A 26,402-nucleotide genomic window follows, 5' to 3' on the forward strand; every position below is an offset into this window, starting at 1 on the left:
GTTTCTGACTCTTCTTCGGCATACTAGACGGATTTAGTTTAACATCTGGGGTTCCTTTACTTCTTCTGTCAGGTACCTTTCCGTCTGCAAAGGTACTAATCCATCTGCGAATAGTTAGTCTATTTACATGAAAATCTGCACTCAATTGTGAAATTGGAACATGATTTAACAAATGAGCTTTCACAATCATTAGTTTTTCCTCCAAAGTTTTTTGCTTTTTGGATTCTTTGTGTCTCAATGCAAGTTCTTGCAACTCCAATAAATCTGAATCTTCGTTTTTCTCCATTTTAAAAAGTTTTTTTGATTCAACGTTTTTCAGGGTAAGACAATAATAACACAATTAATCCCTTGTTACGAGATGCCAATCGATAGCAATCTTGATACGGCTGAGATCTCTTTATGGCAAGAGAGGGTTATAAAATCTGAAGACATATTTTATGGAGACCAAAGTGTCTGTGTTTTCAAGGACTGCTATATATACCCTGATTCAACCTGCATAATAGATGCAAATTATCTTGTTAATAATACCGACACCTGCTTTTTCTTCTTAATTGCGTGGAAAGATGCTAAGCAATATTCTTGGGATGAAATCCGTAATAGGAAATTATACCATAGGATGATTGTTACGCGAGATATAGAAGGTAGGTATGATAGAAATATTGTTGTAGCTAAAAAATAGCCGAGGCTCTAATCGTGAATGATTAGAGCCGACTGTGAATCAACTACGGTCTTGGTGCCTGTAACGGTGCCGAGGCCGTTTTCGTTGATGTTGCCATCGCAGCAGACAATGGTATATCTGCTATCTGGGATTGTTATTTCAATAGGTTCCTTGTTGGCGTTCAGCACTACAATGATGTTGCGCCAGTCATCGCGACCTGCATAGTTCTTCAGTCGGAAGGCCACTGCACCTTCTGGAGTGTCGATAAACTCCAGATGTTTACGCACTAAGTCAGCGTTGCCCAATCGGAAGGCAGGATGATTTTTGCGGAGCTGAATCAGGTCCTTGTAATAGCAGAATACCTGAGGATACTTTTTCAGGTTCTCCCAAGGCAACTCGTTGATACTATCGGGCGATTCGAAACTGTTGTGTACTCCTTTTTTATTACGAAGCAGTTCCTCGCCACTCAGCATAAAGGGTACTCCTTGCGATGTGAATACTGCTGTCTGAGCCAGCATGTCGAGCTTGATGAGCTCCTCAGTTGTGATGCCGGGAATGCTTGACCTCAGACGGTCTACCAGGCACATGTCGTCGTGACAGCTTACATAGCTAATCATCTGTGTAGGTTCTGTGGCCCATGGCTCGACACTGTAGTTGACCTTGGTCATATCCACCTGTGGATGACAGATGGCACCAGCAATGCCGAATTTGATGCTCTCCTTGTGGCCTGGTTCTCCAGCTAAGAAGGCAGGTTTCGTGTCGTCGCTGAACGGACCGCGCAGTGCATCACGAATCTCATCGCTGAAGGCAGCGATGCATGGCATCTGTGGGATGTTGGCCTTCATGCCGAGCTTCTCCTGTGGATAAGCACAGCTGCCTGCACTCCAACCCTCGCCATAAATAAAGATGGTGGGATCGATGTCATCGACAGCCTGACGGATAGCGTTCATCGTCTCGATGTCGTGAACACCCATCAGATCGAAGCGGAATCCGTCGATGTGGTATTCGTTAATCCAGTACTTTACGCTTTCAATCATAAATTGGCGCATCATCGGCTTCTCTGAGGCTGTTTCATTGCCGCAACCACTTCCGTTGCTGTATTTACCATCGGCGGTTTTGCGATAGAAATAGTCGGGATAAGTGCGCTGGAAGTTCGAATGCTCGATGTCGTATGTGTGGTTATAAACCACATCGAGAATCACTCTGATGCCAGCATCGTGCATGGCTTTTACCATTTGCTTGAATTCCTTAATGCGGACTTCGGGCTTATAGGGGTTCGTAGAATAACCTCCCTCGGGGATATTGTAGTTTACAGGGTCGTATCCCCAATTGTACTGTGGTTCATTCAGACGTGTCTCGTCAACTGATCCGTAATCATAGCTGGGCAGAATGTGAATGGCATTTACACCCAGTGATTTCAGGTGCTCGATGGCCCAAGGCTCAGTAAGCGCTAAGAACTTACCTGGGTATTTGGCATCCTTACGATTGATGGAGAAGTCGCGATGATGCATCTCATAGATAACCAGATCGGCAGGCGATTTCAATACGGGATGCTGGTCGCAACACCAATGTTCGGGGTCGGTCTTTTTCATGTCAATGATAGCTCCACGCTTACCATTGACACCTACTGCCTTGGCAAATACACCAGGGCACTCGCCTTTACCGATGTCGAAGGTGTAGAACTTTCCCATCAGGTCGCCTTTGATAGTGGTAGACCACTGCTCGTTGCTGGTTTTCTGCATCTTGACGGTTTTTATGGCTTTGCCTCCCAAACCATCCTTATAGATGCGTACGGTTACCTGCTTTGCATTGTTGGGTGCAAAGAGCACAAACTTTGTCTGGTCAGGAGTATAGTCAACCTCCTTAAAAGCCTGTGCTACTGCCTGTTTGGGCAGTAGCATAGACAATAATCCTGCGAATATCAACTTCTTCATTCGTTTTGTTATTTAGCCATCAGTGATACAGCAAATCCGCCTCCAGGGGCTTCGTTAATCTTCAGAACATCGCCCTGCTTAACCACACGTTTGGTGATTGTAAAGGCTTTAGGATTCTTTTCGTAGTGTGCATCTTTTGCATCGGCATAGATAGTGCACTCATATTTCTTACCCTTGTTGAGGAAGTCGAGTTTGATTGTCGTCTTATGTCCGTTCTCATCGCACTTTCCGCCTACGAACCAATTATCGGTTCCCTTTGCTTTGCGGGCTACAGTAATGTAGTCTGCTGGCTCTGCCTCCAGATACTTTGAATCATCCCAGTCGCATGCTACATCGCGGATAAACTGGAAGGCTGGAGCCAAGTCGGGGCGTTCGTAGTTCTCGGGCAGGTCGGCTGCCATCTGCAGTGGTGAATACATGGTGAGGTAGAGTGCTAACTGACCGCAGAGAGTGGTGCGAACCCATGATGTGTTCTTGCTCCAGGTAGAGAGTTGTGTCTCAAAGATACCAGGGGTGTAGTCCATCGGACCACCCTGCAGACGGGTGAATGGCAGAATACAAGTGTGGTCAGGACGGCTACCGCCAAAGGCCTCGTACTCAGTTCCTCGTGCTGACTCGCCACCAACCAAATTAGGATAGGTGCGGCAGAGTCCGGTAGGACGTGTAGCCTCGTGCGAGTTTACCATGATATGGTGCTTGGCGGCCTCTTTGATTACATAGAGGTAGTGATTGTTCATAGACTGTGAATAGTGGTGGTCGCCACGGGGGATGATATCACCGACATAACCAGTCTTGACAGCGTCGTATCCGTATTTGTTCATCAACTCATAGGCCTCCTTTATGTGGCGCTCGTAGTTCTGGGTAGAGCTTGATGTCTCGTGGTGCATCAGTATCTTTACACCTTTAGAGTGGGCATAATCGTTCAGCATCTTAATGTCGAAGTCGGGGTAGGGTGTTACGAAGTCGAAAACATCGCGCTTCCACATATTGGCCCAGTCTTCCCAACCTACGTTCCAACCTTCAACCAGCACTTCATCTAGACCGTTCTTGGCAGCAAAATCAATGTAGCGCTTAACTGTCTCGTTGTTTGCACAATGAGTTCCGTTGGGCTTAACCTTTGTCCAATCAATCTTATCTAATTGGATGCTGGGGAATTCATTGGTATAGTGCCAATTGCCTCGTCCAACAATCATCTCCCACCAAACACCGCAGTATTTTGTAGGATGAATCCATGATGTATCCTCAATCTTACAAGGCTCGTTCAGATTCAGAATCAGATTGTTCGATAGCATGTCGCGGGCATCGTCTGATACCATCACCGTGCGCCAAGGAGTTGAGCAAGGTGTCTGCATGCAGCCCTTCAATCCTGTAGCATCAGGAGTAAGATGACTGACGAATGTCATAGGCTTTGGCAATGGATATGCAGATGGTGTTGGATTAGGTGTGTATGCATTACTGCCTCCACCAAGCTGTGTGGTCAGCGCTTTTGTCTCTGCGTCAACCAACTCCAGGTGCATGGTTGCGTAATCCAGACATGCAGCCTCGTGAATATTGATGTAAAGACCATCATTGCTCTTCATCTGGAGCGAAGTCTGAACACCTGTTGGTGAGAATACGGCTACAGACGAGTTACTCCAGTTAACGGCAGTCTTCATCTTCTCGCGAATCTCAGAGAGTTTACATTCCTGAGTCTCCTGTTCCTGAGTGTCGTAGTCGCCTGGCAACCACCATGCAGTGTGGTCGCCAGCCATAGCAAACTCTGTATGCTCCTCCTTTATCAGGAAGTAGTTGAGATTGGCCTGCTGTGGAAACTCATAACGAAATCCGATTCCATCATCATACACGCGGAAACGGATAGTCATCTCGCGGCGTTGCTGTTGCTGTAATGTTACGGTAAGCTCGTTGTAGTGGTTACGAATGTTCTTCGTCTCGCCCCAAACAGGTTGCCAGGTCTCGTCGAACTCACTCGTTTTTTCATCCTTAATACTGAATCCGTCCATCAGGTCGGTCTCTTTCAGTCCGGCTGAAGCGTGTTTGTCTTTTGCCAGCTCCAATCCCAGAAACGAAGGTTTAATGACTTCACGTCCTTTATAAGTCATTTCGTAGACGGGACGCCCCTCCTTATTCACTGAGAATTTCAATTCAATATTGCCGTTAGGCGATTTTACATTGCCGGCAATAGCCATAAGGGGTAGCATAGCCAGCGATAAGAGTAATTTTTTCATTTTTATTTTCTTCCGCTTTGAATAATTAATGTGCTGATTTCTTCATTGAGACTATCGGCCTGTAGCAACTGCTCTATTGTCATGTGCATACGGTAACGCCAATAATGGCGTGGGTTGGCCGGAATATTGATGCGCTCAGCGTTCTGATCGGGCAGGCGCAGGTTCTCGTCAATGCTCATCCAGTCCTGATATGACAACAGACAGAGCATAGATGGCGAAGTGAGATGACGGCTCACAATATCCTTTGCCAGCCATCCTGGCAGTGGGTGAGGAGCTGCTCCGCCACGGCGCAATGAAGCATTATAGTATGCCTGAGTACGCTCCTCGTCTTCATCCCACCATTGGCGCAGTGTCGACATATCGTGGGTAGATATTGTACATACAGAACGATATGGATTATGCGATAGCTTACCGAATCGAACAGTGGGATCCTTTGGCATCGACTGAATCTCAAGACTTAGAATACGCAATTCATTCATGACCCAAGGTACACAGTCGGGCACCATTCCTAAGTCTTCGGCACATACCAACATGCGGGTGGCCTGAGTAAGACGTGGCAATTTCTTCATGGCCTCAGTATACCAGAACTGGTTGTTGCGACGGTAGAAGTAGTCGTTGTACAATCGATTGAACACTTGCTTGTCATTGTCCCAAAGTGCCTGGTAGATAAAGTCATTCTGTACACCGATTCTTGGATGGAACTTGTCATTGTTCTTGCGGTCGCGAACAAAGAGTACATCGCTGATCAGAGCATATAATCCATCGCGCAGGTTGATATCTGCCTCATCGGTCTTGCCCTTAAAGGCTGCCTCTACTTTACGCTGAGTATCGAATTCCGGCTTCATCTGCCAGATGTCGTCGTGAGCGTGATTCAGGAAGTTCTCCTTTACATATTGCGCATGCTCGCCGAACATGCGGTCTAGTGTCCAATCGGCAATGAATGGCTTTGTGAACAGTTCCTCTTGGAAATGAAGTCCATAAGCCTCAATCTCCTCGCGGGTCATGCCGAGCGATGGTGAGAACTGACCAAGCAATCCGTGAACAGCATCGATAGGAATCTCCCAAATGCGGAAGAAACCCAGTACGTGGTCGATACGGTATGCGTCAAAGTACTCCGACATCTTGCGGAATCTGCGAACCCACCACGAGCAACCGTCTTCCAGCATGGCATCCCAGTTGTATGTTGGGAATCCCCAGTTCTGTCCGTTAGCCGAGAAAGCATCGGGCGGAGCACCGGCTTGTCCGTTCAGGTTGAAGTACTTTGGTTCTACCCAGGCTTCAACACCGTCGCGACTGATACCAATAGGGATATCGCCCTTCAGTACTACGCGCTTCTCTCTGGCATAAGCGTGTGCAGCACGCATCTGCTGGTCGAGGTTGAACTGAACAAAGTACCAGAATGCTACCTCTTTATATAGCTTAGTGGTAGTTTTTGTCATATCCTCGCGCTCCTTTTCTGGCAGTGTATGATGGTCGGGCCAATCCTGGAATGTGGCTGTACCGTATAGATCACGATAATGGCAGAATGCTGCGTATGGCACCAGCCAATCCTTATTCTGCTCAAAGAACTGCTTGAATGCTGCAGTCTTCATGACCTTTGCACCTTCCTGAGCATAGATGGCTCGCAGATAGTCCATTTTGGCATTGTTCACGCGTTCATAGTCTATCTGTGGCAGGGCGTTCAGGGTTTTCTGCAGAACCTCATACTCCTTGCGCAGTTTCTCGTCCTTTAGCTGCGGCAGCTGTCGCAGGTCTGTGTACTGTGGGTGCAGAGCATAGATACTGATGGAGTTATATGGATATGAATCCTGCCAAGTATGGGTGATGTTGGTATCGTTGATAGGTAATACCTGCAGCACACGCTGTTTGGTCTTGTCGCACCAGTCAATCATCATCTTCAGGTCGCCAAAGTCGCCTACACCGAAGCTTCCTTCGCTACGCAGCGAGAAGATGGGGATAACTGTACCAGCCCCCTTCCATGGATATACAGGGAAGTATGCCTGTGCAAGTTCGTAAACTACGACATCGCCTGCTTCTAATTGAGGCAGTTCGATGGTACGGTTCATACCGTTCTCCCACAAAGGTGTTACATCAACAGCTTCGTCAAGAGCAACGAACTTAAACTCGAATGTGCGTCCCAACTGGTCGGCATTCAGAGTGATTACCCACTCGTTGTTCTCGTGTTCAACCATTTCTATAGCTCGCTTAGCCTCCCAATTACCAAGCGTATCGCCTTCGCCTATCAGAGCCAGACGTTCGTTGTTACGCAGCTGTGGTGCGCGTACCTTCAGTCGCACGGTTTTTCCATATGGAGTTTGTGCGCTCATATTCTGCTTGCGGGCTGCTACACACTCAGTGAATGCAGTAGAGTACATATACGAATCTTCTGGAATGTCAATCCAATGGTCGTAAACAGTGTACTTGGCGCCTCTGGTGGCTGCAAACTCCAATCGGTGCGGAATAACAAGCCATTCGTGGCGAGTCTCGGCGTCACCGCGCATCACGGTATAGAAATAGTCAATGTGGGCGCTGTCTTTCACCGCCTTATTCATTTCGCACGTCCAGTGCAATCCGTCGATGGTGCACATTTTGTGCTGTTCCGTTTTACCATCCTTTAGGATGTTCAGTGCCAGTTCTTCTCCGAAGGTTGTCTGGTACTCTAGGTTGAAATTGATCTTCATACCAATTGTCTTTAGTTATTTTTGGCAAAAGTACGAAAATAACCCGTTCGGTGTTTCCAAACGGGTCTGTATTTGATTGTTTCTCGATGCAAACGATTGCATTGAGACGACCTTGTTCTAATTAATCTTCGGCTAACGTGAAGTCCAGCTGTTTACGCTCCAGGTTAGCACGTGCTACTTGTATGCGGATGGGGTCACCTAATTGGTATTTAGTATGGTGTCGACGTCCGATAATCATATAGTTCTTTTCGTCAAAGTCGTAATAGTCGTTACCCAGGTCACGGATGGGAATCATTCCCTCGCAGTGGGTCTCGTCTATCTGTGCGTAGATGCCGTATGATTGTATGCCGCTGATGTGCGCATCGTAGGTGTTACCAATCTTGTCGGCCATAAACTCTACCATCTTATACTTGATTGAATCGCGCTCGGCATTCTGCGATATCTGCTCCATGTCGCTGCAGTGCTCGCAGAACTCCTCATACTTATCTTTGTTTGCCGAACGTGCTCCATCTTGATACTTGGTTAGCAAGCGGTGTACCATCATGTCGGGATAACGACGGATAGGTGAGGTGAAGTGCGTGTAATAATCGAATGCCAGACCATAGTGACCAATGTTATGAACACTGTACTTGGCCTTCATCATTGCTCTCAGTGCAACCGTCTCGATGGCATTCTGCTCGCGTGTTCCCTCTGCCTGCGACATCAGGGCATTAAGCGATTTGGTGATAGCTCCCTTGGTGCCTGCTGTCTTTACCTTGTAACCGAACTTGGCAACAAACTCGCGCAGATTCTCCAGTTTCTGTGGATCTGGTTGGTCGTGTATACGATAGGGCAGTGTCTTTGCCTTCACGCCTTTCTTGACTTTGCCTATACTCTCAGCAACGGTCTTGTTGGCCAGGAGCATAAATTCCTCAATCAGCTTGTTGGCATCTTTCGAAACCTTGAAGTAAGCCTTTGTGGGTTTTCCAGTCTCATCAATGTCGAAGTGCAGCTCCTCGCGGTCAAACTTCACGCTTCCGTTCTTGAAGCGAGCAGCACGCAGTTTCTTGGCCAGTGCATCGAGGGTTATCAGTTGTTCGGCATTTTCACCCTTATAAGGATTATTCTTGGTGGCTGCTGGTGCAGGTTCGCCTGTGCCGTCTTTCACGCCGTTGTCTTCCAGTATCTGCTGAACCTCCTCGTAGGCATAGCGGCGATCACTTTTGATAACGGTATGTGCCAGATGCCAATTCTTGATGTTGGCCTCGTCGTCCATCTGGAAGATAACGCTATAGCAAAGCTTCTCCTCATCAGGGCGCAGCGAGCAGATAAAATTACAGAGCCGCTCAGGCAGCATGGGGATGGTGCGGTCAACCAGATAGATACTGGTAGCTCGGGCGTAAGCCTCCTTGTCGATAGTCGAGCCTTCGCGAACATAATGTGATACGTCGGCGATGTGTACACCAACCTCCCAAAGTCCGTTGTCCATTTTGCGGATAGACAGGGCGTCGTCGAAGTCCTTGGCATCTTTTGGGTCGATGGTGCAGGTGAATACCCCACGGAAGTCCTCTCTGCGGGCTATCTCCTCTGGGGTGATGGCTGCATCAATCTTCTCAGCAGCCTCCTCCACGTTCTTAGGATACTTGTAGGGCAGGTTGTACTGAGCCAGGATGGCATGCATCTCGGCATTGTTCTCGCCAGTCTTTCCAAGAATGTCTACTACCGATCCAATGATGTTCTTATGATCCTGATCGGGCCACTGGATAACCTTTACTACCGCCTTATCATCAGTCTTTCCGCCTTTCAGCTTGCGCTTAGGTATGATGATGTCGTGTACAAAGGTAGAGTCGGGCGTTACCAAGAAGGCCATATCCTTTTCTACTCTCAGCTTACCTACAATCGTGTCGTGGGCGCGCTTAACGATTTCAATCACCATCGCCTCCTTAATGTGCTTGTCTCTGCGGGCCATATACGATACCTTCACCTTATCGCCGTCCATTGCCGACATAGAGTTGCGCTCGGCCACAAATACCGGAGTACCTCCATCCTCAGGCGTAAACGAGTTTCGTCCGGTAGCCTTACGATGGAACGTTCCCTCTTGTACCTGCGTCTTCAGGTTCAGGCGGTATGAGTTGTCGCTAACCTTCGACAGGAAGTCATCCCACGCCATCTCTTCCATCACATCGATGGCCAGCATCTTGAGCGGATGGGTATCTAGTTTCAGTACCTTGAATATCTGCTTGAATGTAAATGTCTCGTTCGGATTATGCTGGAACAGGTTCTGCAGCAGTTCGCTTACCTGCTTCTTGCCCAGTCTCTTTCCACCTTTCTTCTTTCCCATAGATATGTTGTTTTTATTTTCCTTTCTGACTGCAAAGATAGTAATTTTTCCCTACGGATTATACGGATTATACGGAAATTATGTCATTTTAATTAAAAATCCGTATAATCCGTATAATCCGTAGGCTTTTTTTAGTACCTTTGCAGGCAAATTCGTTAACTGTATGAAGATATTAATAACAGGTGCAAGCGGTTTTATCGGCTCTTTTATTGTTGAAGAAGCTCTTCGACAGGGTTTCGATACTTGGGCCGTGGTGCGCAAGAGCAGTTCTAAGGCATATCTGCAGGATGAGCGTATCAACTTCATCGAGCTGAACCTCTCATCAAAGAGTCAGCTCGTTGAACAATTGCGTGGTCATCAGTTCGACTATGTGGTTCATGCTGCAGGAGTAACCAAGTGCTTGAACAAGCAGGACTTTGCGCGTATCAATACCGAAGGCACCAAGAAGCTGGTTGATGCGCTTTTGGAGGTTGGTATGCCTCTTAAGCGATTTGTCTTCATCAGCAGTCTAAGTATCTTTGGAGCCATCAAAGAGCAACAACCTTACGAGGAGATTAAGGAGAGTGATACTCCAAGGCCGAATACCGCCTACGGAAAGAGCAAACTGGCTGCCGAGGCGTATCTTGAGCAGATGGCCTCGCGCGTACCTTATATTATATTAAGACCGACAGGCGTATATGGTCCTCGTGAGAAAGACTACTTTATTATGGCCAAAAGTATCAAACAGCATTCTGATTTTGCTGTGGGTTATAAGCGTCAGGACATCACCTTTGTTTATGTAAAGGATGTGGTGAAAGCTGTGTTCCTGGCATTGGATAAGGGCGAAAACGGACGCAAGTACTTCTTGAGCGATGGTAACGTGTATCAGAGTGAGACTTTCAGTAATCTGATTCATGAGGAATTGGGCCGCCCATGGTGGATTCGTATCAAGGCTCCTATCTGGGTGCTGCGTGTGGTAACCTTCTTTGGTGAATATATCGGACGAATTACAGGAAAGGTAACCGCTCTTAATAACGATAAGTATAACATCCTGCGTCAGCGCAATTGGCGATGCGACATACAGCCAGCTATTAACGAACTGGGTTATAAGCCAGAGTACGACTTGCAACGAGGCGTAAAGGAAACTATAAAATGGTATAAAGACAACCAATGGTTATAAAGAAGATATTTGAGCTTGAGCGTAAACCTCGTAAGGGACTATTGGCGGTAGAGTGGGTGATATTGGCTTATATGCTGTTCACTCTGGTGCTGATGCTCGTAACATACACTAAACTGCAGAATCCTGAGTCAATGCTTTGGGGCCGGACGCGATTCCTGGTGATGACGCTGGCTCTTTGGGGAGTATACAGGATGGTTCCCTGCCGATTCACGATGATGTGTAGGGTGGGAGCCCAGATGGCACTACTATCTTGGTGGTATCCTGATACTTACGAGTTCAACCGCATGTTTCATAACCTAGACCACGTGTTTGCGGGCTATGAACAGCAATTGTTCCACATGCAGCCAGCTCTGTTGTTCTCACAGAAACTCTCTAATCCTGTGTTCAGCGAGCTGATGCACTTAGGCTATGCCTCGTATTATCCGCTCATTGCCTTGGTAACGCTATATTATTTTCTGTATCGGTATCAGGAGTTCACCCGTGTCACATTTATAATATTGGCATCGTTCTTTGTCTATTACGTTATTTTTATACTGTTGCCAGTTACAGGTCCGCAGTATTACTATCTGGCGGCTGGTGTCGATCAGATTGCTCAAGGGCATTTTCCTAACGTGGGCGATTACTTTGCTAGCCATGACGAAGCGTTGCCAATACCTGGATGGAAGGATGGATTCTTCTATCAGTGTGTGGCCAGTGCCCATGCCGCTGGCGAACGTCCCACAGCTGCTTTCCCAAGTAGTCACGTCGGTGTTACCACCATATTGTTATTCCTGGCTTGGCATGCACGCAATCGTAAACTACTCTATACGCTTCTGCCCTTCTACGTGCTGATGTGCTTTGCCACCGTCTACATTCAGGCGCACTATGCTGTCGATGTAATAGGAGGTTGGATTTCGGCTGTGGTAATATATGCGGTTTTGTTTTTTTTATCGAAAAAATTTGTTTGATTCGAAAATATTGCTTATCTTTGCAACCGAATAAGTAAGGATACGACATATTAAATCCGAGGATTCCGACACTGTGTGAGTCGGGATTCTTTTCTTTTTTGTCCGTCCAACTTTATAGTAAAAAGTAAAATCATTAAATATTGAAATGTTATGGCATACATGTCACAAGAAGGCTACGACAAACTGATAGCCGAACTTCATCGTTTAGAGGCTGTTGAGCGCCCAAAGGCATCTGCAGCTATCGCCGAGGCTCGTGAGAAGGGTGATTTGAGTGAGAACTCAGAGTACGATGCTGCTAAGGAGGCTCAGGCTCATCTTGAGGATAAGATCAATCAGCTCAAGATGACTATTTCTGAAGCTAAGGTGGTAGATACCAGCCGTTTGAGCACTGACTCTGTTCAGATTCTTTCTAAGGTTGAGATGACTAATCTTACCAACAAGGCTAAGATGACCTATACTATCGTTAGTGAGAGTGAGGCTAATCTGCGCGAGGGTAAGATCTCTATTCAGACCCCTATTGCTCAGGGACTGCTTAATCATAAGGTGGGCGACGAGGTGGAAGTGAAGATTCCACGTGGCACCATCAAGCTTCGTATCGACAAGATTACTGTAGGATAATTATGGATATTTTTAGCAAAATCGCTGCTGGCGAAATTCCCAGCTATAAATGCGCCGAGAACGAGGAGTTCTACGCATTTCTTGATATCAATCCGCTGGTAAAGGGGCACACTCTGGTGATTCCACGTCGTGAGGTTGATTACATCTTCGATATGGACGACGACGAGTTGGCTCGTTATCAGGTGTTTGCTAAGCGTGTGGCTTTGGCCATCAAGAAGGCCTTCCCATGTAAGAAGGTTGCTCAGGTAGTGCTGGGCCTTGAAGTTCCCCACGCTCATATCCACCTCATCCCAATGCAGAGTGAGGCTGATGTTGACTTCCGTCGCGAGAAGCTTAAGCTTACTGAGGAAGAGTTTAAGGCTGTCGCAGAGAAAATACGTGGTGAGTTTGTGTGATTACACAAACTCATCACCATATTTAATCCTTACTTCGTTTACATATTTCTTTACCATCGACGAGTTGTCGCTCTTCTTGCAGATGAGTAGCACCCCGTCCTCCTCGGCAACTATGTAGCCCTCCAAACCGTTAAACACACCCAACTTGCCCTTTGGCAACTTGATGATGTTGTTTTTGCAGTCCTCAAGTATCACCTCCGAGTCCATCACCACGTTATCGTCTGTTACCTTGTGCATCACCTCGTATATGGCGTGCCATGTTCCAAGGTCGGCCCAGCCAAAGTCGCACTTCATCACAAACACGTTGTTATCGCTCTGCTCCAGGATGGCGTAATCGAGCGATAGGTTCGGGTAGCGAGGATAGTTTTCGGCTACAAACTTCATTTCCTCTTCGTGAGTGTAGTTCGGATTGTCGTAGCGCAGGTTTCTGAGTACCGATGGGAACACGTGCTCAAAGGTATCAAGCAAATGGTAGGCACTCGAAATGAAGATACCTGTATTCCAATAGAACTCGCCGCTCTCCATAAACATGCGTGCAAAGTCGCGCTCAGGTTTCTCAGTAAACGATTTTACCTTATACACATCGGGCTTGCAGCTCAGGTCGCCCAGCTGTATATATCCGTAGCCAGGTTCTGGTCGGGTGGGCTTTACGCCCATTGCCAGCAGTACATGGTTCTCTGATACATAGCCTATACCCACATCCATGCTGTGGGCAAACGAAGTTTCGTTCAGCACCAGCTGGTCTGATGGCGATACGATGATGTTGGCATTGGGATTTCTATGCAGAATGCGCATCGATGCCCACGCCACGCTGGGAGCCGTGTTGCGATGTATGGGTTCAACTATGATGTTCTGTTCGGACACTTCGGGCAGTTGTTCCTTTACCAACTGATGATATCCCGCGCATGTACATACTAATATATTCTCTATGGGTAGCAGTTTCTTAAAACGGTCGAGCGTTGACTGCAACAATGTGCGTCCTGTGCCAAAAAGGTCAAGAAACTGTTTAGGGTGCTGCTCTCTGCTTACGGGCCACAATCGCTGACCGCGACCCCCGGCGAGAATCACACAGTAGTTCTTCTGATCAGTTTTTTCCATTCAATAGGGTTTTAGCATTAATTCTACCCACAAAGATATGAATAAAATGTGATACTGGCAAGAAATTCTAAGTTTTTTTTCATTTTCTTTTGCTAATTCAAATAAAAGTCGTATCTTTGCACCCGCTTTAGGAGATGAAATAGCTTGAACTGTCAAGCCCAGATGGCGGAATCGGTAGACGCGCTGGTCTCAAACACCAGTGGAGCAATCCATCCCGGTTCGATCCCGGGTCTGGGTACCAAACCTCCAAGAAGCAACAAAGTGCTGCAAGTTTTTCACTTGCAGCATTTTTTTTGTATAATTCGTAAAAATCTCTCAATCTCTCATGAAATCTCTCGAAACGCCCGTGTACAAAGGCTTTGAGGGGTGTGAGAGATTTCTAAAATTCCTCCCTAATCTCTCATGAATCCCTCATGCTTTCCCCTCATGCAACTTTTACTGGAACCACATCGTAATACGAATTCTACCTTTCCGTTCAGGGTGTTTCGACGAAAATGGTAGTTCTCCATGAGGAACTGCTCGATTGCGAGCGTTACCTCTTGTGAGGCACAGCATGCCCCACGCATAGTTTCGTTTTTTCTCATATTTTATAGTCTACAGTTGGTGAGCTTTTCACAGCGTCCTTTTCATGGTGCAAAGATACAAAAAAAGGCAAATCCAAATTTTTCGGCCATTATATTGCATTTTTTCTTCAAATGTTAACGAATTGGCTGAGGGTGTTTTTTATGGAGGGATTACATGAGAGATTCATGAGAGATTAGGGAGGGATTTTAGAAATCTCTCACCCCTCTTAATCCCTTTGTGCACGGGCGTTTCGAGAGATTTTGTGAGAGATGAAGGGATTTTTTGTTATAACTATAAAAAAACACTCATTCTAAGGTTCCACACCATATATATAAAAGGTGGTAAAAATGTTCCCAGTTAGGGAACATTTGATTCCCAACTTGGGAACATTTTATTCCCAGTTAGGGAACGTTCCATTCCCCTACTGGGAATATCACACAAAATTGAAGTTTTCCGCCAAAACATTTGGTAGATAAATCAATTTTCCATATTTTTGCATCGTGTTTCGAAAGATTCACAAGACATATTTGCTCTAAAGCCTCACAATCACCACCGCGAGAAAAGAGCAATACCTATTATTGGAGCTGCCCCGTATTGGGCGCAGATTCTCCCGTATATAGGTATGGTTTGTGGTGAACCGTGAGGCGTATGGCGATAGTGTGCGCCTTTTTTTTGTGTATGTACAAGAATCTTATAAATATGCTAAAATTAGAAAACTCAAATATTGTAACAATGAAAACCAGAAAATTACTTTTAGCAATCCTGGCCTTATTCTGCTTTGTGCAAGCCCGGGCCGATGTGGAAATCAACGAAACCAATTTCCCAGATTATGCTTTCCGACATTGGATAATGGATCAATCCTATGGCAAGGATGGTGTGCTTACTGATGCGGAAATTGCTTCTATTACATCCATTATATTTCAGACTTATATACTATATCCTCAAGATGGAAACGCTTATTATATAACTAATTTGAAAGGAATAGAATTTTTTACTTCGTTGACAACTTTAACCTGCTCTGGAAACAAGATAACTTCCCTTGATGTGTCAAAGAACACTGCACTAGTCAAGTTAGATTGCACTTCTAACAAGTTAACCTCCCTTGATCTATCAAAGAATACTGCGTTGACAACGTTAGAATGCTATGATAACCAGTTAACCTCTCTTGATCTATCAAAGAACATTGCATTGAAAGAGTTGAAATGCAGTTCTAACCAAATAAAGGGCAAGGGAATGGATGCACTTATTGAAAACCTACCAAAAGTAGAGAATAGCAAACTTTATGTTATCTCTGGAAAAACAGATAACAACGAAATGACTCTTGGTCAGGTTGAGGCTGCTAAAGTCAAAGGATGGATTCCGCAGATCTATACCAATCAACAATGGATGGCATTTAATTACTTTGTTGATATCAACGAAACCAATTTCCCAGATGAGAATTTCCGTGCATTCTTAAAATCCCAGTCGTATGGTAAGGGTGATAAAATTGCTGACGCAGAAATTGCAGCTACAACTGAAATGAATGTATCTAGTAAAAAAATCTCAAACTTAAAAGGCATAGAGTATTTTAATGCGCTGATCAAGTTGGATTGCGCAAAAAACCAGTTAATCTCCCTTGATGTATCAAAGAACACTGCATTGAAAGAGTTGGAATGCTATTCTAACCAGATAAAGGGCGAAGCAATGGATGCGTTTATTGAAAGTCTACCAATAGTTGAGAATGGCAAACTAAATATTATCTATGAGGGATCAGATGGCAACGATATGGCCCCTGCTCAAGTCAAGGCTACAAAATCCAAAGGGTGGATTCCGCAGATCTATACCAATCAACAATGGATGGCATTTAATTACTATATTGTTATTAACGAAATCAATTTCCCAGATAAAAAATTCCGTGATTATTTAAAGTCTCAGACCTATGGCAAGGATGGTGTGATTACTGAAGATGGAATTACTGCTATATCTGTAATGGATGTAAGGGGTAAAAACATCACAGATTTAAAAGGCATAGAGGTATTTACTGCGTTGAAAAAATTGGCTTGCGATTCTAACCAGTTAACCTCCCTTGATGTATCAAAGAATACTGCGTTGACAAGCCTGGCTTGCGGTTCTAACCAGTTAACCTCCCTTGATGTATCAAAGAATACTGCGTTGACAAGCCTGGCTTGCGGTTCTAATCAGTTAACATCCCTTGATGTGTCAAAGAATACAGCGTTGACAAGCCTGGCTTGCGGTTCTAATCAGTTAACATCCCTTGATGTGTCAAAGAATACAGCGTTGACAAGCCTGGCTTGCGGTTCTAATCAGTTAACATCCCTTGATGTGTCAAAGAATACAGCGTTGACATCTCTGAGCTGTGATGCAAACCCGTTACCCACCCTTGATCTATCAAAGAATACAGCATTGACATTTTTGGCCTGTGTTTCTAACCAGTTAACCTCTCTTGATGTATCAAAGAATACTGCGTTGACATCGTTGATTTGCGGTGATAACCAGTTAACATTCCTTGATGTATCAAAGAATACTGCGTTGACATCGTTGTATTGCAATTCTAACAAGTTAACCACGCTTGATGTATCAAAGAATACTGCGTTGACATCGTTGAATTGCAATTCTAACAAGTTAACCACGCTTGATGTATCAAAGAATACTAAGTTGAAAGAATTGTATTGCTGGTCTAACCAGATAAAGGGTGAGGCAATGGATGCACTTGTTGAGAGTCTGCCAACAGTAAAAACAGGTGATATGTATGTTATCAACGGCAATAACGAAAACGAGGGCAATGTGATGACTACCACTCAAGTAGCAGCTGCTAAAGCAAAGGGGTGGACTCCAATATGGTGTATCGATAATTTCTATGCAAAATATGCAGGCAGCGAACCAGCTACAGGTATTACAATCAACGAGACGAATTTCCCAGATGCCAATTTCCGTAATTGGCTAATGAAGCAGTCGTATGGTGAGGATGGTGTGATTACTGCAGATGAAATTGCTGCTATATCTCAAATAAATGTAAGTAGTAAAAATATCTCAGACTTAAAAGGCATAGAGTTCTTTACTGCGTTGACATCGTTGGGCTGTGGTTCTAACCAGTTAACTTCACTTGATGTGTCAAAGAATACTGCGTTGACATCGTTGGGCTGTGGTTCTAACCAGTTAACTATACTTGATGTGTCAAAGAATACTGCGTTGACTAAGTTGTGGTGCAGTGAAAATCAGTTAACTTCCCTTGATGTATCAAAGAATACTAAGTTGAAAGAATTGCATTGCGATAATAACCAGATTGCCTCTCTTGATGTTTCACATAATCATGGGTTGAAATGGTTTTATTGCGATAGTAACCTATTAACCTCGCTCGATGTCTCAAAGAATACTGCACTGAAATTGTTATCTTGTTTTTCTAACCAAATAAAGGGCAAGGGAATGGATGCCCTTATTGAGAGTCTGCCATTAGTAGAAAATGGTGAAATGTATATTATCTACAAAAACGAAGGTAATGTGATGACAACCACTCAGGTAGCAGCTGCTAAGGCTAAGGGCTGGATTCCGAAATATAGAATGGATAGCTACGATTGGAAGGACTATGCTGGTAGCGATCCTGCTTATGATGCATCTGGCGATGCGGCTTCGATTGTTAAGGGCGATGATTTTAGCGGTGAAGTGGTGATTCCTGAGAACATAGAAATAAATGGTAAGATATTGGCTGTTACATCGATTGGCGATGGAGCGTTTAAGAATAACACGAAGATTACCAGCGTTACTCTGCCAGAGAGTGTTACCAGCATAGGTGACTATGCATTCGAAGGATGTAGCAATCTTACTATTATTATAATAGGTAAATCAGTAACCCACATCGGTACTAGGGCATTTGGTAATATAACACCTACTTCACAGACCAGAGGCAATAACGGGCTGAAGATTAGCTGTTATGCTGAGAGCGTACCTAACACCGCTGCTGATGCTTTCGAAAATACACCAATTAGTAGTGCAACTCTGCTTGTTAACGACAACTTAGTAACTGCATATAAGACAACAGCACCATGGAGCAGTTTCGGCACTATTATGGGATTTGACGAAGCTTCTGGCATCAATGGCGTGTTGATTGAGAATGGTGGCAAGGCAAAGATATTCTCGATTGATGGTAAGCCATTAAGCAGATTACAGAAGGGTATTAACATCATCCGGATGGATGATGGCACAACCAAGAAAGTGGTAGTGCAATAAAGACAACGCTATGAACAAAAAAGTGCTGCAAGTTCTTCGCTTGCAGCACTTTTTGTTTTTCAATCGAAAACGTTTCACTCAAAATCCCAAGCCGTTACATAGTGGTCAAACTGTTTTCATTTATAAAGAATAGAGATAGCAGCATGTTTGATTCCATTTGCGGGCAAGTAATTGCTTTGGATGGATGAGAAAATAAAGCATGCCACAGTCGTGGAAAGTAAGATTCCAATGGTCGTTTTCTTCAATTTGCAAAAGCGATATCATATCTGGCATATTCTCGCGTACATCTTCTATATAGGGATATCCCAAAAGGCGATTGCCGTCATCAGCCTCGCTACTTGGCAAGAAAGTAATCGCCTCGGCAGGAAGTGTAGCCGACGTGCCATCAGGATAGTTAAGGTGATGTGTATGCAATTGTTCGCAGTTAGGAGAAAAAAGCACACGGAAATAGTTTTGCCGCCATTGCCCGATACCAGGATAGGTGGGGGTGTCTATGTCGCCAAGGAAATAGTCGAGAGCAGCAAAGAAGTAAAGCATACCTTTGTGCGGAAGCCACCCCTCTGGGTCAAATGAGGCTATATCCTCACAACGTATCTGGCAGACGAAAGTCAGCGGGTCAAGAAATTCATTCCCGCTCTCGTCAATGGCCTTCACTTCGGGCCAGTCCAATTCTTCTGGCATATCAGGCTCACCCCACCATTTGCTTTGGCCAAACAGAGGGTTGTTTGCAGGTTTTGTCTGTATACTGATTATGCCCTTATGTCCATGCGTCATATCGTCCATCATCATCTATATAATCTTCTTCGTCAGTTGGTTCGAGGAGTTTTATGCATTCTTGTATAGTACAGATAACGCCATAGTCCTCAGGGCCAGACCCTAGGGCTAGCATAACTTCGTCGCCAGCATTGATGCTGAACGACTTTCCTTCGTATGTCAAGTCAAGACGATAGCCATCATAATAGTCAACCACAGGCGCACCGGTGTAAGGCCAATTTGGGATGGTTTCGCCCTCCTTAAGTTCGGCTTCGTCTACATCGGACGTCTTCCATGTTTCTTTAAACATGAAAGCGCCTCGGTCGCTGTAGCTTTTATAAATGATGATCTGACACGCAATAGCCATAACAAGTGATATTTGTGCAAAGATAATCTTTTTTTTCGCAAAAAGCATGAGATTACACATTTTTTTGTATCTTTGCAAACAGATACGACCAATAACTTACGATAATGAAGGAAATATATCAACCAATTTGTAAGAAGGCTATAGTGCTGTTATTGCTATTAAACGTAGTGATAGCCAGCAAAGCTCAAACATATCTTTCTGATATCTACAAGCCCTCCAGTTCTTTTCTATATCATGCATATCCCACCAAAGGTAGCGACGTCATGAAAATAGCCTCCTACAAATATAAAGGAGGTTTTGTTATTGAATCAGGAAAGCACGGACTGATAGCAGAGAAGAATTCCGGATATGCCGTTTTCGATCTTAAAGACAACTACGATAAAATCAGTTTTGTACTTGGCCCATATGACCCGAAAGGAGCCGGAGAAGGCGAATACGTAATCCTGACTATGAAAGCCGACGGCAAGAAAGTGCTTGATAAAGTAGTTTGGAACCACGACGCTCCACAAGAGTGCGTCATAGAGTTGAACGGGGCCCGTCAGTTACGCTTTGATTTGCCAAAAGGCTCTACCGATGTAGCATTTGGAGCCGTGAAACTATGGAAAGCAGGTCAGGAATACAAGCCCACTGCCGATCCGCTGCGCGCCATTCCCACAAACGATCGCGTGCAATTGGTTGGTCAGCTCTTTCCTCATTTTATGCGCCAAACAGGTTGGGTGCACCCTATTACATCGAAAAAGGTTGAGGGATTTGAAAGTGTTGCCAACATCCGGATGAACCAGGTAGAATACAAAACCGGGCTTCAATTTACTGCTAATCAGGCCTTTACGGGCAATAATGAGGCGTGGGCCTACTTCTGGCTGCAGAAAAAGTATAGTAAGATTTCGTTTATTGTCGGCCCTCGCGACAACCAATCGACAATGGCCACAGGATGGCTAACTGTTAAGGGCGATGGCAAAATCCTGTATGAAAAGCGATTAGGAGAGCGCGACTTAGCCGAACAGGTTGTGTTGGATGTAGAAGGTATCAATCAAATTTCGTTTCATAGCATAGACGAACTTCACCGTCTTATGGGCGGCATCGTCTTTGGAGTAGTTAATATATTTGCCTATCCTACCAATTATGATATGGCATTGCTACCTAAAGCAGGCGAAGTAAACGGATCGAAAAGCAAACTGTCACAATTACCTGATGTGTGCAGACTGGTATCCAACATCGAGCCCTATTCTGTTCAGGGTATTGTGAATTACAAGAATAGCGTGTTCAAAGGCGAGTCTGATTATATCACTTTCTCGATGGGAGGCGAATCATTCAACGAAGGTTTTGTGCTGACCAGCGGAGCGACACTTCTTGGCGAAGATATCAGTTCTTACTATAAATTTGATTTGGCTGGAGAATTCGACTACATGACCTTCACCGTTGGTGCTTTGACTAACCGACGGGTGATGTCCGACGATAACATCCGCATCTACGTCGATGACAAGGTGGTGCTTGATACAGTCATCCATTGCACCTGGCCCAATCAGCACTTCACTATTCCGCTAAACAAATGCCGAACCGTGATGTTTGCCAAACCTGGTACAGGCAGCGATACCCAGCCATACTTCGGCTTTGGCGACATTACCCTTTATCGTGGAGAGGTAGTGGCCAACAACCTCTATGAACATCCAAAACCAGAATGCCCCGATTCGGCCGACCTGATTGATCTTTGTAAACGACCATATTTCCACTTTGTTGGTCGCTACCTAAGCAGGATGACAAACTTTGACTTTAATGACTGCTTCCAGAATGGTGGTTCGTTGCGCCGATACTTCAACATGAAAGACGGAACAAAGATATACAAAGGTGTTATGCTAGAGACAAATATTCCATTTGCCTTCGAGAACGTAACATTTATGGACCTTGCCTTTATGTTCCTGACTGGTGCTGGCGGCGAGATCTCCAGCAGTAACGTGAGTGCTGCTACAGGTGTTACTGCAGGTGCATCAGCTTTGCCCATCACCATGCTCAACTTATCGAAAGAAGCCCGCGAGAAAGGCGAAAGAGTACAAGACAGAGCCAAGGCAAACAACCTGAACCTGGGCGTGTTGTCGCTCTTCGGCCCTGGAGGCTATCAGTCATCAGCGGCAGCATTCAACATCTTTGGCGAGTATGACACTTGTACCTTTACGGTGGCCAACAAGTCAGTTTTCGTCGATCCTTATGAGGAGGTGTTAGGTGGCTTTATGGGTGAAAAAGCGAAGGCGCCACCCGTACGTCTCGATGTCTTTGCCGACCAAGTAAAAGTGGGCGAGTTTATGCTGACCGACGATATGCAGCCCACCACCTATACCGTACCGGTAAATAGGAGTACACAGTTGATGTTCTGGCTGGAGTGTGGCGATGTGCGTTCTGGACAGTATGTGCTTTATGACATGAGTGTTAAGAAAAACAAGAAAAAAGAGTAAAAAGATATGAAAAGTTTTATCAAATTCCTAATTGTTGTGCTGGCAGGTTGCTGGGTGTATTATAAATGTAGCGGCAATAGCAGCCAGAATGACGGTGTATTGAAACAAGTAAAAGTAGCCGTTAAAACCGCCAATCTTCGCACTGGTCCTGGTACCAGTTACGGTTTTGTTACCGTAAGTGGTAATACAGACGACAAACTACTACTGAGCGGAGGCGATGTGCTGGATGTCTTAGCTGAAGAAGACGGCTGGTATCAGGTGCGCATTTCAGACAATCGCATAGCCTACATCAAGCAGAGCTTGTGTACTGATATATCTAAGAAGAATACGAAGAGTAGTAAAACTAAAAAATCATCGAAATCATCTGCAGCCAAGAACACTGGTGATACACCTAAAAACCAAGAACAGCCAGCGGTTAAACCCCAAAAGGCAGCTACCCCTGAAGACGTGGTTGAAGAGGTGAAAGGCGGTCAGGCAGACGATGAAGTTATCTTCTAATAATCACGCGTATGGATATTATCAACATATTGAAGAAAGCCGAAAAACTAACATCCGATCAGGAAAAGTTAGAATATCTGGGTCAATATATTGGCGAGCATTTAGACAAACTCTCGCCAAAGGAGTTCGTTCTCTTGCTCACACCATTGGTGGATATCTCTTATCGACTGTATCAGCAGTCGCCCTCGCTCGAGGCTTTAGGCGATTATACTGTCGCCATCACCAAATTAGCCGAGTATCTGATAGCAGACGATCAAGGGTGGAAAGCAAAACCGTTGTTAGAGAAAACTCAGCAACTGTTGAACGAACAACCTGATATAGAGGCATATCAACAATGGCGATATGATACCTGGCTACAGATGGGGCAGTGTTATTACAACAACCAGCGCCGCCAGCAAGCCAAGCAGGCTTTCCAACAGGCCTTAGCTATTGCTGCTTCAGCGGGAATAGATGCAGACGATTGCCATTACTTTTTGGATAAGATAGAGAATCCTATGCTGAAATACGACCCCGTTGAGGATAGTAAAGAATATCTCGAGGTGATAGACGAGGTAGAGCAAAAGCTCTATGAGCAACTTAAAGATGAGCCTCGATTCATGGGTTTCTGCTTCCGATATTGGGCCGCCAAACGCGATATCTTAGCGGAATACGGCATTCAATGGCGTTCACCAGGAACTATGAACCCTCGAGTTATCTTTGATTAATCAAGCAAAAAGTATTATTGAAAATAAAAATTCATTATTCTTTGCATATTGTATGTTTTTTCGTATCTTTGCAACCGAAAAGGAATGATAATAATAATACGCGTTGCGAAAATGAAGCTAGATAATCGCAGATGGATGCTGCTGGTAGCTGTATTGCTCAGTTTCCTGACTACCGTTGGAGTCAGCGCGCAGAAAAGTGTACCAAATCCGACGATAACCATAGGACTTGATGCAAACTACGCTCCGCTTCAGTATGTAGATAAGAATGGAATACCGCATGGATACGACGTTACTTTTACTCGCGCTTTGATGAGTAGAATGGGTGTTAAGTTCTATTATGTGCCTAGCACATGGAAAAAGGTCGAAGAGTCTCTGATTAAAGGTGATATCGATCTGGCTATGATGGTGTATTCATCCTATCGCAAAGATAGTGTATGCTATTCACGCCCCATCTTCCGACTGTATTATCAGGTTGTCTATCGTAAGTCGGACTATAAATCTTTTGATTTCCGTAATATTAAGGGTAAGACATTTGCATTTCTGAATTCACGACCTATCGGCGAATTGATGGACCGCGAAGGCGCCATCAGCGTGCGTGTGTATGATCTGGATGAGGCGATTCGTGACTTGGCCAAAGGTAAGTATGATGCTGTAATATGCTATCGCTATCAGGCCAAATATCTTATTAATCATTACCATCTTGACCAATTGCAGGCAGAAGATATATCAATGCAGCCTCGTGAGTATTGCTATGTAAGCCATAATCAGGATCTGATAGACGACATCAGCCGCGAGATAGCTATGATGGAGGCCGAAGGCATTGTTGACGAGATTTATGGAAACGACATCGTGGAGACTGCCAAAAGCAAGATCCCCGTTTGGGTTTGGTATCTGTTTGGGGCCGTTGGCGTACTGTTTGTAGGGGCCTATATCTTCCTTTCTTATAGATCGCGCAAAAAGTTAAAGATAGCCAATGCTATGCTCGAGACCAATTACAAGATTCTTGAGATGAGCCACATGGAGCTTGAAGAAACCAATCGTCAGTTGATTGCAGCAACAGAGAAAGCTGAAGAGTCATCGAAGATGAAGAGTAACTTCATCAAACAGATATCGCACGAAATACGTACACCACTAAACATACTAAGTGGATTTGTACAGGTTATTACAACTCCAGGATTAGAACTGCAAGATGATGAGAAAATAAAGATAGGTCAGGATATAGTACTGAATACCAATCGCATAACTAATCTGGTAAACAAGATGTTAGAACTCAGCGATGCTGGTAGCCGTAATGTTATTGAACGTAATGAAAATACTACCGCAGCCCAGATAGCTGGCGATGCGGTAACAGCAACTAGCATAGCTGATGCAAACGGAATAAAGTTTGAACTGTCAATAGAACCTGAAGCCGAAAAAGTGAATGTCGTAACAAATCTGAATTCGGCTGTTCGTGCACTATCTCTGATTTTAGATAATGCCCGTAAGTTTTCAGGAGGTGCAACTGATAAGTATGTTCGTCTGACCGTTATGGCAAAACCAAACACAATAGAACTGGCCGTTGAAGATAATGGAATAGGAGTTCCGCCCAATGAGGCAGAACATATTTTCGAAGAGTTTGTTCAGCTTGACGATTTTTATGAGGGAACAGGTATCGGACTAACGATAGCCAGAAGCTTGGCCCGCCGAATGGGAGGCGATGTGACTCTTGATACCAGCTATAGTCCTGGCGCAAGATTCATCTTGACACTGCCAAGATAAAAAGAGTACAAGTCTCTAAAGCACCCATAAAGTGGGGAACTTTTTAATTCTCTTCAATACCATAGTTTACAACTACATTCCAGTAGTCGTTCGAGTCATCTTTTACACAGATAGAAATATTAGTCGAATTTTGAACTTGATATTCAAGGAAATATTTACCATCTCCAAGATCTTTCCAGTCTTGTTCCCTAATAGATGATGTATTGCTGTTTAGTGCGAGACCGCATCCAGATTTTATTCTGACGCGGAAAGTGTATTTATTGCCTACTTTAAGGTTTTTACATAAAGGAATCTCTATGAGTTCAATCAATTCTTGTCCTTTGGAATATAGTTGGGGAAGGGTATTTCCTTCTTTCCTGAGACTCTCATAGATGCTATGAGCATTGATTCCATATTCTATACACAGTTCTGAAACGGGTGGCATGGCAAGAAATTCCTGCTTATACATGGGGCGGTCAATTAGTTGGAAGGTAATATCTCTGGGATAATGGCTGAAGATAAGCCATTCTGGATTGACGTTGAACCATGTCCAGCAGTTTTTCTTTCTTATGAAAGTCTTACCTTCGACATAGCCTAACCCCCAAGTGGGATCCATGAATATTCCACGATCTTCGCTGGTATAGGCAAAAAGCCATGAATGCCCCTTCTTCTCGATGTAGCCGGTTTTATCTTTAGCGATGCCGTCGATAAATTCTACTTTTAGGCCTACTGCAGTTGCAATCTTATAGTACAGCTCGTTTATCGCCTGACAAATGCCTCTTCGATACTGATAGCAAACATCCGCCGTATTGATTTTAAATGTCGTGTCGTAGGATATGCTGTCGCATATCCATTTATAAATAGCCTTGATTTTCTGGTAGTCGGTATTGCAACCTTCGGTTATAGTATTGCCAATATCTTGGTAATTGTAATGAGACGTGGAAATACGTGGATTGTCTTTTGAGTGGCGTTTAAGATAAGATACAAAATTTTCTTCCTGTATGGTATCATTCTGTGCCATGATAGAGCCTAAACACAGAATGATACTTATTATTAATAGTAGAGAACGAGCC

The 26,402-nt window shown here is 44.7% G+C and carries 19 protein-coding genes and 1 tRNA gene; 10 read left to right on the forward strand and 10 right to left on the reverse strand.

Annotated elements, in window-relative coordinates:
* The 5 genes from BUB86_RS01200 to rnr all read right to left on the reverse strand — a co-directional run.
* Nucleotides 1–286 (reverse strand): helix-turn-helix domain-containing protein (locus BUB86_RS01200; RefSeq protein WP_139261276.1); only part of this gene is annotated, 286 nt, incomplete at its 3' end.
* A 401-nt stretch (nt 287–687) separates the two neighbouring features.
* Nucleotides 688–2,592, reverse strand: a complete 1,905-nt coding sequence (gene pulA / locus BUB86_RS01210; RefSeq protein WP_081373021.1) for a type I pullulanase — start codon at nt 2,590–2,592, stop codon at nt 688–690.
* Between the two features lie 8 nt (nt 2,593–2,600).
* A complete protein-coding gene (locus BUB86_RS01215) occupies nt 2,601–4,817 on the reverse strand; it encodes a glycoside hydrolase family 97 protein (RefSeq protein WP_073204109.1) in 2,217 nt (738 codons plus the stop codon).
* Between the two features lie 2 nt (nt 4,818–4,819).
* Nucleotides 4,820–7,498 (reverse strand): 4-alpha-glucanotransferase, encoded by a 2,679-nt coding sequence (locus BUB86_RS01220; protein WP_073204111.1) that lies wholly within the window; start codon nt 7,496–7,498, stop codon nt 4,820–4,822.
* Nucleotides 7,499–7,619: 121 nt separating this feature from the next.
* Nucleotides 7,620–9,818 carry a ribonuclease R gene (gene rnr, locus BUB86_RS01225; protein ID WP_073204114.1) on the reverse strand — a complete coding sequence of 733 codons (2,199 nt, stop codon included), beginning with the start codon at nt 9,816–9,818 and terminating at the stop codon, nt 7,620–7,622.
* A gap of 163 nt (nt 9,819–9,981) precedes the next feature.
* Here rnr and BUB86_RS01230 point away from each other — a divergent pair, with 163 nt between their 5' ends.
* The 4 genes from BUB86_RS01230 to BUB86_RS01245 all read left to right on the forward strand — a co-directional run bounded on the left by BUB86_RS01230 (nt 9,982) and on the right by BUB86_RS01245 (nt 12,937).
* On the forward strand, nt 9,982–10,977 hold the full coding sequence (locus BUB86_RS01230) for an NAD-dependent epimerase/dehydratase family protein (RefSeq protein ID WP_073204117.1): 996 nt from the start codon (nt 9,982–9,984) through the stop codon (nt 10,975–10,977).
* Nucleotides 10,968–11,924 (forward strand): phosphatase PAP2 family protein, encoded by a 957-nt coding sequence (locus BUB86_RS01235; RefSeq protein ID WP_073204119.1) that lies wholly within the window; start codon nt 10,968–10,970, stop codon nt 11,922–11,924. The genes BUB86_RS01230 and BUB86_RS01235 overlap by 10 nt, the downstream gene beginning before the upstream one ends.
* 150 nt (nt 11,925–12,074) lie before the next feature.
* Nucleotides 12,075–12,542: a transcription elongation factor GreA gene (gene greA, locus BUB86_RS01240; protein WP_073204122.1), complete on the forward strand. Its 468-nt coding sequence runs from the start codon at nt 12,075–12,077 to the stop codon at nt 12,540–12,542.
* Between the two features lie 2 nt (nt 12,543–12,544).
* Nucleotides 12,545–12,937 (forward strand): HIT family protein, encoded by a 393-nt coding sequence (locus tag BUB86_RS01245; protein ID WP_073204125.1) that lies wholly within the window; start codon nt 12,545–12,547, stop codon nt 12,935–12,937.
* On the opposite strand, the gene BUB86_RS01250 is transcribed toward BUB86_RS01245, so the two are convergent.
* Nucleotides 12,938–14,035, reverse strand: a complete 1,098-nt coding sequence (locus tag BUB86_RS01250) for a mannose-1-phosphate guanylyltransferase (protein WP_073204128.1) — start codon at nt 14,033–14,035, stop codon at nt 12,938–12,940.
* Nucleotides 14,036–14,191: 156 nt separating this feature from the next.
* Here BUB86_RS01250 and BUB86_RS01255 point away from each other — a divergent pair.
* Nucleotides 14,192–14,276, forward strand: a tRNA-Leu gene (locus tag BUB86_RS01255).
* A gap of 151 nt (nt 14,277–14,427) precedes the next feature.
* On the opposite strand, the gene BUB86_RS17115 is transcribed toward BUB86_RS01255, so the two are convergent.
* Nucleotides 14,428–14,619 carry a hypothetical protein gene (locus BUB86_RS17115; RefSeq protein ID WP_139261278.1) on the reverse strand — a complete coding sequence of 64 codons (192 nt, stop codon included), beginning with the start codon at nt 14,617–14,619 and terminating at the stop codon, nt 14,428–14,430.
* A gap of 1,105 nt (nt 14,620–15,724) precedes the next feature.
* Between BUB86_RS17115 and BUB86_RS01260 the strand changes: the two genes are divergently transcribed.
* Nucleotides 15,725–18,823, forward strand: coding sequence for a leucine-rich repeat domain-containing protein (locus BUB86_RS01260; RefSeq protein WP_139261280.1), 3,099 nt, complete (start codon nt 15,725–15,727; stop codon nt 18,821–18,823).
* Nucleotides 18,824–18,943: 120 nt separating this feature from the next.
* Here the strand turns inward: BUB86_RS01260 and BUB86_RS01265 are convergent, their stop codons facing one another.
* Nucleotides 18,944–19,597 (reverse strand): DUF1963 domain-containing protein, encoded by a 654-nt coding sequence (locus tag BUB86_RS01265; protein ID WP_175549369.1) that lies wholly within the window; start codon nt 19,595–19,597, stop codon nt 18,944–18,946.
* Nucleotides 19,581–19,943 (reverse strand): hypothetical protein, encoded by a 363-nt coding sequence (locus tag BUB86_RS01270; protein WP_139261282.1) that lies wholly within the window; start codon nt 19,941–19,943, stop codon nt 19,581–19,583. The genes BUB86_RS01265 and BUB86_RS01270 overlap by 17 nt, the downstream gene beginning before the upstream one ends.
* Nucleotides 19,944–20,047: 104 nt before the next feature.
* Here BUB86_RS01270 and BUB86_RS01275 point away from each other — a divergent pair, with 104 nt between their 5' ends.
* The 4 genes from BUB86_RS01275 to BUB86_RS01290 all read left to right on the forward strand — a co-directional run bounded on the left by BUB86_RS01275 (nt 20,048) and on the right by BUB86_RS01290 (nt 25,350).
* Nucleotides 20,048–22,390 carry an NPCBM/NEW2 domain-containing protein gene (locus BUB86_RS01275; RefSeq protein ID WP_073204140.1) on the forward strand — a complete coding sequence of 781 codons (2,343 nt, stop codon included), beginning with the start codon at nt 20,048–20,050 and terminating at the stop codon, nt 22,388–22,390.
* Between the two features lie 6 nt (nt 22,391–22,396).
* On the forward strand, nt 22,397–22,888 hold the full coding sequence (locus tag BUB86_RS01280) for an SH3 domain-containing protein (RefSeq protein ID WP_139261284.1): 492 nt from the start codon (nt 22,397–22,399) through the stop codon (nt 22,886–22,888).
* A gap of 11 nt (nt 22,889–22,899) precedes the next feature.
* On the forward strand, nt 22,900–23,592 hold the full coding sequence (locus tag BUB86_RS01285; protein WP_073204145.1) for a hypothetical protein: 693 nt from the start codon (nt 22,900–22,902) through the stop codon (nt 23,590–23,592).
* A gap of 111 nt (nt 23,593–23,703) precedes the next feature.
* A complete protein-coding gene (locus tag BUB86_RS01290; protein ID WP_073204146.1) occupies nt 23,704–25,350 on the forward strand; it encodes an ATP-binding protein in 1,647 nt (548 codons plus the stop codon).
* A 43-nt stretch (nt 25,351–25,393) separates the two neighbouring features.
* Here the strand turns inward: BUB86_RS01290 and BUB86_RS01295 are convergent, their stop codons facing one another.
* Nucleotides 25,394–26,350, reverse strand: coding sequence for a transglutaminase domain-containing protein (locus BUB86_RS01295; RefSeq protein ID WP_073204148.1), 957 nt, complete (start codon nt 26,348–26,350; stop codon nt 25,394–25,396).
* Nucleotides 26,351–26,402 lie beyond the last annotated feature (52 nt).

Source organism: Xylanibacter ruminicola (genome assembly GCF_900142525.1).
Lineage (GTDB): Bacteria > Bacteroidota > Bacteroidia > Bacteroidales > Bacteroidaceae > Prevotella > Prevotella ruminicola_A.

Bases quoted from the DNA above. Each gene is read 5' to 3' on its own strand.
- BUB86_RS17115 (WP_139261278.1), bottom strand. From the start codon at position 14,619: ATGAGAAAAAACGAAACTATGCGTGGGGCATGCTGTGCCTCACAAGAG.
- greA (WP_073204122.1), top strand. From the start codon at position 12,075: ATGGCATACATGTCACAAGAAGGCTACGACAAACTGATAGCCGAACTT.
- pulA (WP_081373021.1), bottom strand. From the start codon at position 2,592: ATGAAGAAGTTGATATTCGCAGGATTATTGTCTATGCTACTGCCCAAA.
- BUB86_RS01295 (WP_073204148.1), bottom strand. From the start codon at position 26,350: ATGGCACAGAATGATACCATACAGGAAGAAAATTTTGTATCTTATCTT.
- BUB86_RS01230 (WP_073204117.1), top strand. From the start codon at position 9,982: ATGAAGATATTAATAACAGGTGCAAGCGGTTTTATCGGCTCTTTTATT.
- BUB86_RS01250 (WP_073204128.1), bottom strand. From the start codon at position 14,035: ATGGAAAAAACTGATCAGAAGAACTACTGTGTGATTCTCGCCGGGGGT.
- BUB86_RS01290 (WP_073204146.1), top strand. From the start codon at position 23,704: ATGAAGCTAGATAATCGCAGATGGATGCTGCTGGTAGCTGTATTGCTC.
- BUB86_RS01285 (WP_073204145.1), top strand. From the start codon at position 22,900: ATGGATATTATCAACATATTGAAGAAAGCCGAAAAACTAACATCCGAT.
- BUB86_RS01270 (WP_139261282.1), bottom strand. From the start codon at position 19,943: ATGGCTATTGCGTGTCAGATCATCATTTATAAAAGCTACAGCGACCGA.
- BUB86_RS01280 (WP_139261284.1), top strand. From the start codon at position 22,397: ATGAAAAGTTTTATCAAATTCCTAATTGTTGTGCTGGCAGGTTGCTGG.
- BUB86_RS01265 (WP_175549369.1), bottom strand. From the start codon at position 19,597: ATGACGCATGGACATAAGGGCATAATCAGTATACAGACAAAACCTGCA.
- rnr (WP_073204114.1), bottom strand. From the start codon at position 9,818: ATGGGAAAGAAGAAAGGTGGAAAGAGACTGGGCAAGAAGCAGGTAAGC.
- BUB86_RS01245 (WP_073204125.1), top strand. From the start codon at position 12,545: ATGGATATTTTTAGCAAAATCGCTGCTGGCGAAATTCCCAGCTATAAA.
- BUB86_RS01215 (WP_073204109.1), bottom strand. From the start codon at position 4,817: ATGAAAAAATTACTCTTATCGCTGGCTATGCTACCCCTTATGGCTATT.
- BUB86_RS01235 (WP_073204119.1), top strand. From the start codon at position 10,968: ATGGTTATAAAGAAGATATTTGAGCTTGAGCGTAAACCTCGTAAGGGA.
- BUB86_RS01275 (WP_073204140.1), top strand. From the start codon at position 20,048: ATGAAGGAAATATATCAACCAATTTGTAAGAAGGCTATAGTGCTGTTA.
- BUB86_RS01220 (WP_073204111.1), bottom strand. From the start codon at position 7,498: ATGAAGATCAATTTCAACCTAGAGTACCAGACAACCTTCGGAGAAGAA.